This is a genomic window from Tidjanibacter massiliensis (assembly GCF_900104605.1).
Classification (GTDB): Bacteria; Bacteroidota; Bacteroidia; order Bacteroidales; family Rikenellaceae; genus Tidjanibacter; species Tidjanibacter inops.
In genome coordinates, this window is record NZ_LT629959.1 from 35,688 (window position 1) to 50,120 (window position 14,433).

Genomic DNA, 14,433 nt, shown 5'->3' on the forward strand with positions numbered 1-14,433 from the left:
GGATGCCACAGTTCGGTTTTTCCATATCGCAGCCCAGGGCGGTGAACCTCGACACGAACGACCTCGTGCCGGCGGAGAAAATCCTGCACGACATGCCGGAGCTGCAGACCTGCATTGCGTGCGGGTCGTGTACCGCGACCTGTACGGCGGGTAACCTGACGTCGTTCAACTTCCGCAAGGTACACACGCTCGTGCGCCGCGGCGAATACCGCGAGGCTTACGAACAAATGGACAAGTGCATGCTCTGCGGCAAATGCCGGCTGGTGTGTCCTCGCGGCATCAATACGCGGGCCGTGGTGATGAAAATCAAACGCGAACTGGGCGATTATTAGCGGGAGGCAGGTATGATGACGTATTACGACCATTTCGTTATTCCGTTCCTCGTGGGGACGGTCTTCATGTTTGCGGTCATCCTGTGGAAGTGGGGCCGGTGGCTGTGGCTGCTGCCCGGTGACGACAAACGGGCTATCGGCAGGGGAATATTCACGGCTGCAACTTTACGCGCCTTCTGGGAAGTCGTTTGCGAATCGCTGCTGCACAGGAAGATATTCCGGGTGAATCCGCTGCTCGGCTACATGCATATGAGCCTCGCTTTCGGCTGGTTCCTGCTTATTGTGGTGGGATGGGTGGAGGCTGCGGCGGTGCTTGGCGCAGGGACACCGCTACATGCCCATGTCTTCTTCCGCTACTTCGGGCCGGAGGGAGAGACGGGCTGGAACCCGTTCGCTTTTGTCATGGACCTGTTGCTGCTGGTGGTCCTCTCCGGCGTCCTGCTCGCGTGGTTCAAGCGGATGCGTTCGCGGACCATGGGAATGAAGCGGACTACGCGTCATGTGTTCGTGGACCGTGTGGCACTGACTTCGCTGTGGCTGATATTTCCGTTGCGGCTTACGGCCGAGAGTTTGACGGCGGCTATCAAACACAACGGCGGTTTCCTGACCGGTACGCTGGGCGACCTGATAGCCTCCGGGATGAGTGCTACTGCCGTCGCCGACCTCAATGCGGCGGCTTGGTGGGCCTACTCCTTCGCGCTGGCCGCATTCTTTATAGCCATGCCTTTCTCGCGCTACATGCACATCTTCACCGAGGTGCCGCTCATTTTTTTGCGCCGGTACCGGCTCCGCAGCGGCCCGAAAGAGAAGAGTTTCGATAATTTCCAGATACAGGCCTGCTCACGGTGCGGCATCTGCCTCGACCCGTGCCAGCTCCAGCGGGACCTGGGTATCGACAACGTACAGTCGGTCTATTTCCTGCGCGACAGGCGGTATGGGAAACTGACGGACGAGGTGGCGGACAACTGCCTGATGTGCGGTCTGTGCGAGGCGCGCTGTCCGGTAGGGATAGAGCTCAACATCCTGCGGCTCAACAGCCGGCAGAAGCGGGTGGATTCGCCTGCGCTGATGCGTTACGATTATCTGAAAGGGGTGGACCGCTCGTCGGGTACGGGGAAAGTGGGATATTTCGCCGGTTGTATGACGCTGCTCACTCCGGCGACGCTCCGGGCCATGGAGAAAATATTCGCCGCGGCGGGCGAGGAGGCCTGGTGGGCCGACCGCGACGGCGGTTCGTGCTGCGGGCGCCCCCTGAAGCTGTCGGGCGAAGTGACCGCCGCCGAACGGATTATGGAGCACAACAAGGAACTTTTCCGCAGGCACGGTATTACCACGCTGGTGACTTCGTGTCCGATATGCCTGAAGGTGTTCCGCGAGGATTACGGTCTGGAAGGCATCGAGGTGCTGCACCACACGGAATACATGCTCCGGCTCGTGCGGGAGGGCAGACTCGGAGTAGAGATGACTGCGACCACTTTCACCTACCACGACCCGTGCGAACTGGGGCGCGGAAGCGGTATTTACGAAGAGCCGCGGGAGTTGCTGCGCATGGCCGGCCGGTTGGCCGAACCGGTGCATAACCATGCCGAAGCGCTCTGCTGCGGGAGCAGCCTGGCCAATACGGTGATAAACGACGGTCAGCAGGCCACGATAGGGCGGTCGATGACGTCCGAACTGGAGGCCACCGGGGCGGATACAATCGTGACGGCATGTCCTCTCTGCAAGAAGGCCATCGTGCGCAGTGCGTCGGTGCGGGTGGCCGATATTTCGCAAATTGTGGCCGAACATCTGCGTCCCGCGACGGAGATTCCGGTCGGAAGCCCTTCTGCGGTCGTGGGCGGCTGTGCCGGAACGGGAGTTGGAACGGCTTCGGGTTTATAGGCTGTTGCCGATTCGATATTCGTGGACGGTAATGCATGTCCGTGTCTGCGGCGACTGCCCTCCGGGGTATGTCTTGTGACCGGTGGCCGAACCGTTCGGGGCAGTCTGTCAGGCCCGGAGGTGTCGGTGATACCTTGCCTGTAGGGAGACCGGCCCGGCAGATACGGAAATGTGCGGGATATTTCGGGAGTTATTGGGGTGAATGTCATAGTGTTGTGTCGAATGGTGCGGGCTTTGGCACCTGGAAAAGTCATGGTGGATTTGCGGAAACCGTATTTTCTTTTTATCTTTGCACCGTCAAAAAAGGAAAGCCGCCGGAAATAGGGTCCGCGGATTCCCGAATAAGCGATTCAAAGCCGTCGAGGCAGTACGATATATCGCGGGGTGGAGCAGTTGGCAGCTCGTTGGGCTCATAACCCAAAGGTCGGAGGTTCGAGTCCTCCCCCCGCTACTTAACGAGAGAAATCCATAAGGTTTCTCTCGTTTTTTTGTCGGTAAAGGGCGATAATAGAAGACCGTGCGGGAGTGTATTTTGTCGGTGCTGATGGTGGCGGCATTGTCTGATGAAGAGGCGACATGCGGAGCGAATCTCGGCGATGAACCTTGTGTGTCGTGGAGGATGTCGTGCGCGCCGGTCGGTCGGAACTGCGCCGACGGTTGCGGATACGATGTCGTTCCGCTGTCGTCGGCGGTGAGTCTCCGTGTCCTTTGGAAGGATAATGCCCGAAAGATTATCTTTTTCTCCGTTTGAAAATGTTTGTGTTCTTGTCGGATGGGAACGATGGCCGTTTTACGGTGTCTGTCGTTTGCTGTGCGGCAGGAGGTTGCCGTGTATTCGCGGCATGTTACCGGCCGGTGACGCGGACGAGGAGGGGGGAATCGAAGATGGCAGCGGGGGAGATGACCGGTTCGTCGAGGGGCGGCGTGGCGCCGTAGCGTTCGGCGAGTTTCTCCCGGACGGCCGGTGCGGAGAGGTCGAAATCTCCCAGTCGCTGCAGGTTGCCCAGTCGGATGCCCAGCGCCCGGTCGTATATTTTCCAGATGAGTTCGGAACAGTATAGCCGGTCGTCCGACCATTCGAAGGTCAGGTCGTAATCCCTGCCTGCAAACCGTGCGGCTTCCCGGCGCATCGCCGCGATGTTTCGTTCGGTGAGCAGGCTGTCCGCGCCGGCCAGCCTCTTTACGACGTAGTGGCCTCCTTTCCCTCGGGCTATCCACTGTGCGAGCGGCGTGGATTTCACGGGCTGTACGGCTTCGTAAACGAAGTAGTCGCAACCGTCGCGGTAGATGATGCCGCAGTGCGAATATTTCGAGCCGGTGGCCTCCTGGATGGCTCTGCTTTGGCCTGACAAGGAGGTCTGGAAGATGAGGTCGCCGTCACGCAGCACCTTTTCCTGCTGCATCGTTTCGACCTCCCTGCAGGCTCGTTTCTGTGCGTAGCGGGGGTTCTGTCGCAGTACACGGAATCCTGCCGCTGCAAATGCGCAGAGGAATACGGCACTCATAATGGCTGCGAAAAGGTATTTTCTGTTCATGCGGTAATCGTTGCTGGATATGATGTTAAAGATAAGCAGTTTTTTGCGGATAATGGCAGGTACGGTGCGAATTTTATGTCGCTCGGGCTCGGAGGCGCGTCGGGACGATTATTTGCGTACATTTGTCATGCAAACAATGCTATATGATGCCGGAAAAGAGACTGTCGCTTGTCATAGCCACCTACAACCGGGGTGCGAAACTCTGTACGACGCTCGATTCGCTCCTGGTGCAGACGCTGCCGCAGGAGCAGTGGGAGGTCGTCGTCGTGAACAACAACAGTACGGACGATACCGCCGCGCGGTTCGCCGATTACGTTGCCGCACATCCGCAGCTCGATGCCCGGATGGTGCTCGAAACGGAGCAGGGAGTTTCTGCCGCCCGGAACCGGGGCATTGCCGAGAGCCGGGGCGAATACATCGTGGTCATCGACGACGACGAGCGGGTGGTGCCCGAGTTCCTCGAACGCTATTACAGCCTTTTCGAATCGCATCCGGAGGTGGGAGCGGCCGGTGGACGGATACTGCCGGGATTCGAGTCGGTTCCCCCTCGCTGGATGTCGAAGTACACCGAACGGACGATTGCCGGAACGCTCGACCTCGGTGACCGGATGCGGGAGTTCCCGGAGGGAAAGTTCTTCGGGGGCGGCAACCACGGTTACAGAAGGGCGGTCGTCGGACGTTACGGTGGTTACGATACGTCGCTCGGCCGCACCGGCGGGGTATTGCTCGCCGGTGAGGAGAAAGAGTTTTACGGGCGGCTCCGGGCGGGAGGGGAACGCATCGTTTATCTTCCCGATGCCGTGATATATCATCTCGTGGAGCCGGAGCGGCTCACGCGAGGCTATTTCGTGAAACTGTGCCGGAACATCGGGCGGAGCGAGCGCCGCAGGACACGGACCGCATCGCGTACCGCTTTCGCAGGGAGGCTTGCCGCAGAGGCGGTGAAGTGGGCGGGAGCCTCGGTGCTTGCATTGGGCTTTTTGTTGCAGGGAACGCCGGCCAAAGGGGGTTACCTGCTGATAATGAGGTGGCAGATAACGGCCGGTCTGCTGGGAGCTTAGGCGGTATTTGTTCCTCTCGCATAACTTGCGTACCTTAGCAACCTATGAAACTTTTTTCTTCGTTGCGCAGGGCCGGCTGTATCAGGCTGGTGCTATTCGTGCTTCCGGTCCTTCTGACAGGAGGGGAGGGAGTTGCCGCACCGCCCGGCGGTCCGCTGGCTTTCAGAGGCTTTTCGGGAGGAATGGCGCTGCATACCGGTTGGGTAGGCGGCGGCAGTGTCCGGCTGACTACTCCTGCCGGCCGTCCGCTGCCCGTGCAGAGGGTGCGGGGAGTGCCGTTCGGTATCGGCGGCAGCATCCGCTTCCATTTCGGAGAGCATCTCCGTGTGGGTACGGAAGGGTACGGTACCTATCTCGATTACGGCAGGACGGGCAGCCGGTTCGGTATCGGCTGGGGCGGTCTGCTCGTCGACTGGCAGTGGCATGCCGGTCGGTTCCACCCCTTTGCCGGCGTGACGGTGGGCGGCGGTGTCGTGCGCAATACGACGTTCACGCATCCGGCCGGGAACGATTTCGTGACCGAGGAGGGGATGTCGTTCCGCAAATACGGTTTTACGGCGCTGGCTCCCTTCGTCGGGACGGAATTTGCGCTGACGGCCCGTATCCGCCTGATGGTGAAAGCCGACTGGCTGGTGAATGCAGGGCGTCCGCAGCCCGACTTTCCGCAGGGGCCGAGGCTCTATGTGGGCTTCATCTTTTACCACTGCGGCGAGTGACGCTGCAAGGTGATATTGACCGGCTTCCCGTTGAATATAGGTATGATTGTTATTAAAAATCCCGTTTTTTTGCTATATCTTTGCATCGGCCCGGCGACGGGCCGATGAGGTGCAATTCGAAATGATTCAAACGAATAAAATCCGGAACCTGAAACAAATCAATTCAAGGCAAACATGAAAGAGAAAAAGTTTATTACCTGTGACGGGAACTATGCGGCCGCGCATATCGCTTATATGTTCAGCGAGGTGGCTGCCATCTATCCTATCACACCTTCATCCACCATGGCCGAGTATGTGGACGAATGGGCCGCAGGGGGAAGAAAGAATATCTTCGGAGAGACCGTGAAGGTCGTGGAGATGCAGTCCGAAGCGGGTGCTGCGGGTGCGCTCCACGGTTCGCTCCAGGCCGGTGCGCTCAGTACGACCTTCACCGCATCGCAGGGTCTGCTGCTGATGATTCCCAATATGTACAAGATTTCCGGAGAACTTCTTCCGGGCGTATTCCATGTCTCGGCGCGAGCCATCGCCGCGCATGCCCTTTCCATATTCGGCGACCATCAGGACGTGATGGCTACTCGCCAGACGGGCTTCGCCATGCTCGCCACCAGCAGCGTTCAGGAGGTAATGGACCTCGCCGGCGTGGCGCATCTGGTAGCCATCAAGTCGCGCGTGCCGTTTCTGCACTTCTTCGACGGATTCCGTACGTCGCACGAGATACAGAAAATCGAGCTTATGGAGCAGGATGATCTCGCCGCTCTTCTCGACAGGGATGCGCTGGCCGGATTCCGTGCCCGTGCCCTTCGTCCGGAACACCCTGTAACGCGCGGTACCGCACAGAATCCCGACATCTACTTCCAGGCTCGCGAGGCGGCCAATCGTTTCTACGATGCCGTGCCCGATATGGTGAACGAGGCGATGCAGCAAATCAACGCCATTACGGGCCGCGACTACAAGCCGTTCACCTACTACGGTGCGCCGGATGCCGACCGAATTGTCATCGCGATGGGGTCCGTGACCGAAACGCTGAAGGAGACGGTGGATTATCTCCGTTCGCAGGGCGAGAAGGTGGGTGTCGTGACCGTGCACCTCTATCGTCCGTTCTCGGCGAAATACATGCTCGATGTCATTCCTTCGACCGTCCGGAAAATCTGCGTGCTCGACCGCACGAAGGAACCCGGCGCCGCAGGCGAGCCGCTCTACCTCGACGTAAGGGATGTTTTCTACGGCCGGACGGATGCCCCCGTTATCATCGGCGGACGTTACGGCCTTTCCTCGAAAGATACCACGCCCGCACAGATGCTGGCCGTGTTCGCCAATCTGGGCGCCGCACAGCCGAAAGACCGCTTTACGGTGGGTATCGTGGACGACGTGACCTTCACGTCGCTGCCCGTGGGCGAAGAGATTTCGCTCGCCAAGCCGGGGACGTTCGAGGCGCTTTTCTTCGGACTGGGCGCCGACGGTACGGTGGGGGCCAACAAGAACTCCATCAAGATAATCGGCGAGACGACCGACAAGTATTGCCAGGCCTATTTCAGCTATGACTCCAAGAAGTCCGGCGGCTACACTTCCTCGCACCTGCGTTTCGGCGACTGCCCCATCACTTCGCCCTATTTGGTGACCACGCCCGATTTCGTGGCCTGCCATGTGCCGTCGTACGTGGACAAATACGACGTGCTCAAGGGGCTCAAGAAGGGCGGTTCGTTCCTGCTCAACAGCCTGCAGGACGTCGATGCGATAAAGGAGTCGCTGCCCGACCACATGAAGGCGTACCTGGCCAAGAACCATATCAATTTCTACATCATCAATGCGACGAAGATAGCCGCGGAACTCGGTCTTGGCAACCGTACCAACACGATTATGCAGGCGGCCTTCTTCAAAATCGCCAACGTCATCCCCTACGAGGTGGCCGTCGAGCAGATGAAGAAGTTCATCTACAAGAGTTACGGGAAGAAGGGCGAGGATATCGTGAATATGAACTACGCCGCAGTGGACAAGGGCGGCGAAATGGTGCACAAGGTGGAGGTACCCGCCGAGTGGGCCTCGCTGAGTACGGAGAAGCCTGCGCGTGCGGCATCGTCCGCTCCCGAATTCGTACACCGTGTAGTGGAACCGATTAACGGCCTCAAGGGCGACGACCTGCCCGTGAGCACCTTCAAGGGGCGTGAGGACGGTACGTGGGACAACGGCACGGCCGCTTACGAAAAACGCGGTATCGCGGTGAGCGTTCCCGCATGGCAGTCTGAGAACTGTATCCAGTGCAACCAGTGCTCGTACGTATGCCCCCATGCCGCCATCCGTCCGTTCCTGCTGACCGCAGAGGAAGCCGCCGCCGCTCCTGCCGGCATGGCGTTGATTCAGGGTCAGGGGAATACCAAGGAATATAAGTTCCGCATACAGGTCTCCCCGCTCGATTGTACGGGTTGCAGCAACTGTGTGGATGTCTGCCCGGCGCCCAAGAAGGCGCTCCGGATGGAGCCCATCGACACCCAGCTCGGTCAGGTTGCCAACTGGGAGTATATGAACGGTAAGGTCGGTTACAAGGAGCATGTCATGGACAAGACCAAGACGGTCAAGGGGAGCCAGTTCGCCCAGCCGCTCTTCGAATTCTCCGGGGCGTGCGCCGGCTGCGGCGAAACGCCTTACATCAAGACGATTACCCAGCTCTTCGGTGACAAGATGATGGTCGCCAACGCAACGGGCTGTACTTCGATATACAGCGGTTCGGCGCCCTCTACGCCCTATTGTACCAACGCCAAGGGAGAGGGTCCCGCATGGGCCAACTCGCTCTTCGAGGATAACGCCGAATTCGGCCTCGGCATGCACGTGGCTGTCGAGAAGCTGCGCGACCGTATCGAGGAGAAGATGCGCTATGCCATGGAGAACTGCTCCTGCTGCTCGGAGGAGCTGAAGAAGACCATGGGCGAATGGATAGAGACGCGCCACAGCACGGCCCTTAACCGGGAAGTGTGCGACCGTCTCGTGCCGATGCTGGAGGCTTGCGGCTGCGATACGTGCAGGGAGCTCCTGTCGATGAAGGATAATCTCGCCAAGAAGTCGCAGTGGATTATCGGCGGCGACGGCTGGGGATACGATATCGGTTTCGGGGGTCTCGACCACGTAATCGCTTCGGGACAGGATGTCAACATCCTCGTAGTGGATACGGAGGTCTACTCCAATACGGGCGGCCAGTCTTCCAAGGCGACTCCGGTGGGTGCGGTGGCCAAGTTCGCTTCGGCGGGCAAGCGCATCCGCAAGAAAGACCTCGGAGCAATCGCCATGACCTACGGCTACGTCTATGTGGCGCAGGTTTCCATCGGAGCCAACCAGAACCAGCTGCTGCAGGTAATGCGCGAGGCGGAGGCTTACAACGGTCCGTCGCTCATCATCGCCTATGCTCCGTGTATCAACCACGGCATCAAGGGCGGCATGACACGTACGCAGACCGTAGGCAAGGAGGCCGTCGCGTGCGGTTACTGGCACCTGTGGCGTTACAATCCGGAGCTGGCCGAAAAGGGCGAGAACCCCTTCAAACTCGACTCGAAAGAGCCCGACTGGAGCAAGTTCCAGGCGTTCCTGAACAGTGAAGTACGTTATACTTCGCTGGTGAAGGCTTTTCCGGCCGAGGCACAGGAGCTTTTCGCTGCCGCCGAGGAGAACGCCAAGTGGCGTTACAACAATTACGTGCGCCTCTCCAAGATGGATTATTCCAAGTAGGAGCCGCACGATTTGAAGCAGCGGGCCGGAACCTCTTGAAGGTTCCGGCCCGCTCGTTTTGCGGCGTCTCCGGCAGGAAAGATTGGTCTGAGTCTCTCTTGCGGCGACTTTGCGGCAGCCTGTCCGCCTTGTCGTTATGCTGCATGCGGTGCAGCGTGGATACGATTCATCGTGTTGTCTGAAGGCCTGGCAGGGGGTTGCCGTGCGGTGGAAAACACACAAAAGAGCCGGCCCGTTCAAGGCCGGCTCGGCAGTATGTGACGTAATGCGTTTATTGGGCGTACAGGTCGAAAGTGCCCTCGAACGAACCGGTAACTTTGTAGTCGGCGTCGCTCGTGAAGTCGAAGGTCAGCGTGTAATTCTCTCCGTTGCGGGTCACGGTCATGGTGCCGTTTGTCAGACATACTCTGTCGGTATATTCGTCCTCTGTGAGGATTTGATACCAGCAACCGTTCGGATAGGTGGGGTCGGAATATTCCGTACCGCCGCTGAGCGTCCACGGAACAGGCTCTGTTCCATAGTCGAAATAGGCGCCTATTTCGTACGTACCGTCGGGCAGGTAGTAGATTGCATCGTCGTTGGTTTGGAGCGGTGTCGAGGCCAGGTAGATGCAGAGTTTTTCACCCGTCCCGACGTAACGGTCGAATTTGTTGAGCGAAATTCCTTCGGTCCAGAATCTCAGATCCCAATATGTGTAGGGGAGGTCCCGGTAATCGTTGTTTGGAGAAACGATGACTTTGTTATGGGAGAAGGATGCGAGTTGCACGTCTTCGGTCAGCGTGCTGAGGAATTCGGGCATTCCTTCCTGAGTGACCGGAATTTCGAACGGACCGATGCCTTCCGTTTCGGTGGTGACGATAATCGTACCTGTACGGGCTTCCGGTGCGGGATTCTTGGCGACGGAGAACTCAATGTGATTGACATTTTCCCCTTTATAAGGAATTATTGTAATCCACTCTTCCGTCTCGGAGTCGTAAGATACGCTCGCCGACCACTCGATATTTACGACCTGAAGGGTAATTTGATCATATTGCCCGTCTGTTCCTTTATAGTCGTAATGGTATCCTTCGTTAGGTTCGGCTCCGTTGTCGAGGGTGATGGAGAGCGACGGCGGTAGCACCTTGGCCTCCTGTGTCACGCGGATGGCCTTCGGGCCTGCCGACTCCGCACTCGGCGTCAGGGTGACGTTCGCCGAACGTTCCGCCGTGTCGGGGTTGTCCTGTACCGTGACGGTCAACGTCGTCTCCCCTTCGCTTCCTTCCGTCGCGGAGAGGGTTATCCACTCTTTGGCGGCCTCATCCACTGCGGCGCTCCAGGTCATCCCCTCGCCCGAAGCGGTCACTTTCACGCTCTGGCCTGCGGCACCCTCGGCCTCGAAAGTCAGCGCCGCCGGGTCCACCGTCAGCGAATAGACCTCCGGAGTCTCCGAACCGGCCTGCGTAACCGTCACGCTCACGGGTTCCAAATCATCGTTATCTTTGGCAGTTATCCGAATCGAAGCGGTACGTTTCTCGGCCGTCGGATTCTTGGTAACCGAGACCAGCAGTTTTCCGGCCGTTCCGTCGTCCACGGTAATCCAGTCGGCCGACGAGGGAACGGTATATTCCCACTCCACGCCGGTAGCTGTCACGGTAATCTCCTGCGGAGTCGTGTCCTCCGCCCCGAAGGTGAGCGATGAGGGAGAGACTTCGAGCGAAGCCGTCGTTCCTCCGTCCTCCGGCTTGCAGGCCATGGCGAGCAGACAGGCCGCCACGGCAAACAATGTCTTTTTCATAATCCGAACAGTTTTAGGTTATTTTTCCAGGGGCGGTGCGATGTACCAGTGAGTGGAGTTGCGGCCACCGGTGCTTTGCGTAGCGGAAACACCGAGCACGGCTTTTCCGTCCTGTGCGATGTATGTGATGTAGCCTGTGGGGATGGTAATACCGTATTGTTTGTTAATCCAGTCGGCCGTATCGCCCAGGTCGGTACCGGTATTGAGGTCATATACTTTGCCGACGGATACGCCGAAAGTGCCCAGGGTAATGAAGGCGATGCCGTCGTCCGTTACGAACTTGCCTCCCGATGCGCCGTAATCCTCGACGATGACGGTCTTTTCGGTCTCGGTGTTGTAGAATGCCGCATATTCTTCGGTCTCTATCTCCTGTTTGGTCTCCGGGTCGAACTCCTTGCGGTAACGGCCGGCTATCCATTTTCCCGAGGGGCTGACCTGCGTATTCCATGCCTGGCAGATGATGCCGTTCACGCAGGTGTAATCGTATTCCGTACCGTCTTCTCTTGTCCTTTTTACTGTACCTACTTCCCGGACATCTTTGCCTACCCACTGCGGCTTTTCGGTATTCGCTCCGTTGTTTTTCCAATAGAGCATGCCGAAGTCGTAGTTCTCCCACGAGGTGCCGTAGATGATTTCGCCGTTTGCGGAGATGCCGCGGGCGATTACTCCGGTTCGGAATTCATCTTCGCGAAAGTTTTTGTCCGGCATCGGCAGTTCGGTCGGTACCCCGTCGGTCCACAACAGTGGACGGTAGAGGCCTCCTTCGCTTGCTTTCTTGTCCATTCCCGCACCTATCCAATATTTTCCGTCGGCCGAAGTTGCTTCGATTTCGGGCTTGAACTGGTGTCCTGAGGGAGCTTCGGGGATAATGACCTCGCCGGTCAGGTCGATGGCTATCTGTCCTCCGTTGAGTCCGTCGTTGATGAACAGCAGTCCGTTGTCGGTGATAGCCTTAGCCTGGGTGAGATAGTACAGCGATTCGGGGAAGGGGCCGAACTGTTTCTCTTCGCCGGTTTCAAGGTCGATGATGGTGGGGGCACGCAGCCAGGAGTCATCGTCGCCGATGGTGGCCACATAACCGCCGACGTAACGTCCGCTGGGGGACATGACGGCAATTCCCTGCGAGAAGGTATTCGTGTAGCGGAACCGGGCGAACATATTGTCTTTGGCGAGTTGGATGACCTCTATCTCTTCCGAGGCCAGTCCGGCCGTTACGGAGATTGAAGTGCTCCGTTCGCTGGCAGTGTCGTTGTCTTCTACCGTGACGGTAATGGTTTTGCCGTCCGGACTTTTCTCGGCGTTCAGCCAGGAGGCGCCGGGTGCAATTTCATAGGCAGCCGGAGAGGCTTCTACCTGAATGACGAAAGGTTCGTTCCCTTCGCCCAAAAAGGTGCATGTTACCTGACTCAGGTTCACATACTGGTACTCTTCGTTGGGGGATGTCGTGCATCCGGTCAGAAATAGTCCCGCTACAAGACACGGAAAAGTACCGTTCCATAAAAGATGTTTCATCGGTAAATAGTTTTGTGTAATGAGAAAGTAGTGTTAAAAAACGGCCGTTTTAAAGTACACATGCAAATGTATATGTAAAATTCAATTATATTTATTATGTGTATGAATTTTTGCATATTTCTTGTTGGATTTTATATGGCTTTCTTTTTGTTTGAAAGTGTCGCAATATGTCGTAGAAGCGGAGTGTGCAGCGGAAATATTTGTACAATTTGAATATTGGTGTTAGATGTAATTCCTGGAGCGTCTGTTTAATTGATTTATTTTCAGGATATTGTCTGCGTGGAACGATGCATTGGAAGAATAGGTTGCAGTCCGACTACTTCTTTTGCTGTGCGATTGAAAATACAAAAAAAGAGCCGGCCCGTTAAAGGCCGGCTCGGCAGTATGTGACGTAATGCGTTTAGTTGGCGTATTGCTCGAAAGTTCCCTCGAACGAACCGGTCAGATTGTATTTCGCATCACTGATGAAGGAGAAGGTCAGCGTATAGCTGTTTCCCGTCCGTGTGACGGTCATCGTACCGCCTGTGATGCAGATTCGGTCGGGATATTCGCCGTTTTCTATTTTGTGGAACCAGCTTCCGGAAGGGAAAGTGGGATTGTAATACTCTTTCCCTCCGCTGATGGTTCGGGGCAGCGGGTCCTTGTCGTAACCGAAATTGGCTACTGCGTCGTATGTCCCTTCGGGCAGGTAATACTCTCCCTGGTCGTTGGCGGCAATGGGGTCCGATGCGACGTAGATGCAGAGCCGGTCGCCCGTTCCCGTATATTCCCTGCCGTCAAACGTGACGTCGTCACTCCAGAAGCGCATGTCCCATATCGTATAGGTTTTTTCTTGCCCCTCTTTGTAAGGCTTGACTATTACGTAGCTGTTCGTTAATGTACCGAAATCCGTATCTTCCGTTATCGTGCTGAGGAATTCGGGCTTGCCTTCCTGCCGGATGGCAATTTCAAAGGGACCGATGCCTTCGGTATCCGTGGAGATGACCAGGCGGCAGGAGCGTGGTTCGGCCTCTGCGTTTTCGGCGACCCTGAACTGTACATGGTTCTTGGTTTCGCTCTGATGGGGGAAAAGGGTTACCCAGTTCGAGGCGCCCGTATCGTAGCTGACTGTGGCATTCCAGGAGATGTTGACGGCTTCGATGTCGATTGTCGTGAGGCCGCCTTGTACATGGCCCCTGTAATCGAAGCTGAATCCTTCTTCCGGCACTTCTCCGTCCTCATACGAGATGGAGAGCGACGGCGGCAGCACCTTTGCCTCCTGCGTGACGCGGACGGCCTTCGGGCCGACCGATTCTTCGCTCGGGGTCAGGATAATGTTCGCCGAGCGCTCCGCCGTGTCGGGATTGTCCTGTACCGTGACGGTCAGCGTCGTTTCGCCTTCGGCACCCTCTTCGGCGGAAAGGTTTATCCATTCTTTCGCCGCATCTTCCACGGCGGCGCTCCAGGTTATGCCGCTGCCCGTTGCGGTCACCTTGACGCTTTGGGCCTCGGCTTTCTCGGCGGCGAAGGTAAGCGAAGCCGGGTCTACCGTCAGTGCATAGACTTCAGGATTCTCGGAACCCTGCTGGGTAACGGTAACGCTGCGGTCTTTCACGCGTTTGTTGTCGGTAGCCCTGAAGACGATGGATGCGGTGCGCGGTTCTGCCTTCGGGTTGGCGGCAACGGAAACCAGCAGTTTTCCCTCTTGCCCGTCGTCGATGGAAATCCACTCTTTACCGGCTTCGGAAAGGATGTATGTCCATTCCGTGTTTGTGGCGGTTACGGCAATCTCCTGCGGAGTCGTGTCTTCCGCACCGAAGGTGAGCGACGAGGGGGAAACTTCGAGCGAAGCCGTCGTCTCGCCCTCCTCCGGCTTGCAGGCTATGGCGAGCAGACAGGCTGCCGCGGCGAATAGTATCTTTTTCATAA

Annotated in this window: 9 protein-coding genes and 1 tRNA gene; 6 read left to right on the plus strand and 4 right to left on the minus strand. The window is 57.5% G+C overall.

Annotation, left to right across the window (positions count from 1 at the left end; translation table 11 throughout):
• Window positions 1-2: 2 nt before the first annotated feature.
• From BQ5361_RS00215 to BQ5361_RS00225, 3 genes are all read left to right on the plus strand, one after another.
• Complete coding sequence (locus BQ5361_RS00215; RefSeq protein WP_022064440.1) at window positions 3-332, plus strand: 4Fe-4S dicluster domain-containing protein; 330 nt, start codon at window positions 3-5, stop codon at window positions 330-332.
• Between the two features lie 15 nt (window positions 333-347).
• Window positions 348-2,213 carry a (Fe-S)-binding protein gene (locus BQ5361_RS00220; protein ID WP_081976853.1) on the plus strand — a complete coding sequence of 622 codons (1,866 nt, stop codon included), beginning with the start codon at window positions 348-350 and terminating at the stop codon, window positions 2,211-2,213.
• 378 nt (window positions 2,214-2,591) lie between these two features.
• Window positions 2,592-2,664: transfer RNA gene (locus BQ5361_RS00225), tRNA-Met, on the plus strand.
• Between the two features lie 394 nt (window positions 2,665-3,058).
• Here the strand turns inward: BQ5361_RS00225 and BQ5361_RS00230 are convergent.
• Window positions 3,059-3,748 carry a YiiX family permuted papain-like enzyme gene (locus tag BQ5361_RS00230; RefSeq protein WP_052131075.1) on the minus strand — a complete coding sequence of 230 codons (690 nt, stop codon included), beginning with the start codon at window positions 3,746-3,748 and terminating at the stop codon, window positions 3,059-3,061.
• A 143-nt stretch (window positions 3,749-3,891) separates the two neighbouring features.
• Here BQ5361_RS00230 and BQ5361_RS00235 point away from each other — a divergent pair, with 143 nt between their 5' ends.
• From BQ5361_RS00235 to nifJ, 3 genes are all read left to right on the plus strand, one after another.
• The gene (locus BQ5361_RS00235; RefSeq protein WP_052131076.1) at window positions 3,892-4,809 is read left to right on the plus strand and encodes a glycosyltransferase; all 918 of its coding nucleotides are present in this window, start codon (window positions 3,892-3,894) and stop codon (window positions 4,807-4,809) included.
• A gap of 44 nt (window positions 4,810-4,853) precedes the next feature.
• Window positions 4,854-5,525, plus strand: a complete 672-nt coding sequence (locus tag BQ5361_RS00240) for a hypothetical protein (RefSeq protein ID WP_035473682.1) — start codon at window positions 4,854-4,856, stop codon at window positions 5,523-5,525.
• Between the two features lie 174 nt (window positions 5,526-5,699).
• A complete protein-coding gene (gene nifJ, locus BQ5361_RS00245; RefSeq protein WP_035473684.1) occupies window positions 5,700-9,239 on the plus strand; it encodes a pyruvate:ferredoxin (flavodoxin) oxidoreductase in 3,540 nt (1,179 codons plus the stop codon).
• A gap of 271 nt (window positions 9,240-9,510) precedes the next feature.
• On the opposite strand, the gene BQ5361_RS00250 is transcribed toward nifJ, so the two are convergent.
• The 3 genes from BQ5361_RS00250 to BQ5361_RS00260 all read right to left on the minus strand — a co-directional run bounded on the left by BQ5361_RS00250 (window position 9,511) and on the right by BQ5361_RS00260 (window position 14,431).
• Complete coding sequence (locus BQ5361_RS00250; RefSeq protein WP_035473686.1) at window positions 9,511-11,013, minus strand: BACON domain-containing protein; 1,503 nt, start codon at window positions 11,011-11,013, stop codon at window positions 9,511-9,513.
• An 18-nt stretch (window positions 11,014-11,031) separates the two neighbouring features.
• A complete protein-coding gene (locus BQ5361_RS00255; protein ID WP_081976849.1) occupies window positions 11,032-12,525 on the minus strand; it encodes a BACON domain-containing protein in 1,494 nt (497 codons plus the stop codon).
• A gap of 400 nt (window positions 12,526-12,925) precedes the next feature.
• Window positions 12,926-14,431 carry a BACON domain-containing protein gene (locus tag BQ5361_RS00260; RefSeq protein ID WP_035473691.1) on the minus strand — a complete coding sequence of 502 codons (1,506 nt, stop codon included), beginning with the start codon at window positions 14,429-14,431 and terminating at the stop codon, window positions 12,926-12,928.
• Between the last annotated feature and the right edge of the window lie 2 nt (window positions 14,432-14,433).

What these genes read in the sequence shown, in the direction of transcription:
- BQ5361_RS00215 (WP_022064440.1), top strand. Translation starts at nt 3, where the DNA reads ATGCCACAGTTCGGTTTTTCCATATCGCAGCCCAGGGCGGTGAACCTC.
- BQ5361_RS00220 (WP_081976853.1), top strand. Translation starts at nt 348, where the DNA reads ATGACGTATTACGACCATTTCGTTATTCCGTTCCTCGTGGGGACGGTC.
- BQ5361_RS00230 (WP_052131075.1), bottom strand. Translation starts at nt 3,748, where the DNA reads ATGAACAGAAAATACCTTTTCGCAGCCATTATGAGTGCCGTATTCCTC.
- BQ5361_RS00235 (WP_052131076.1), top strand. Translation starts at nt 3,892, where the DNA reads ATGATGCCGGAAAAGAGACTGTCGCTTGTCATAGCCACCTACAACCGG.
- BQ5361_RS00240 (WP_035473682.1), top strand. Translation starts at nt 4,854, where the DNA reads ATGAAACTTTTTTCTTCGTTGCGCAGGGCCGGCTGTATCAGGCTGGTG.
- nifJ (WP_035473684.1), top strand. Translation starts at nt 5,700, where the DNA reads ATGAAAGAGAAAAAGTTTATTACCTGTGACGGGAACTATGCGGCCGCG.
- BQ5361_RS00250 (WP_035473686.1), bottom strand. Translation starts at nt 11,013, where the DNA reads ATGAAAAAGACATTGTTTGCCGTGGCGGCCTGTCTGCTCGCCATGGCC.
- BQ5361_RS00255 (WP_081976849.1), bottom strand. Translation starts at nt 12,525, where the DNA reads ATGAAACATCTTTTATGGAACGGTACTTTTCCGTGTCTTGTAGCGGGA.
- BQ5361_RS00260 (WP_035473691.1), bottom strand. Translation starts at nt 14,431, where the DNA reads ATGAAAAAGATACTATTCGCCGCGGCAGCCTGTCTGCTCGCCATAGCC.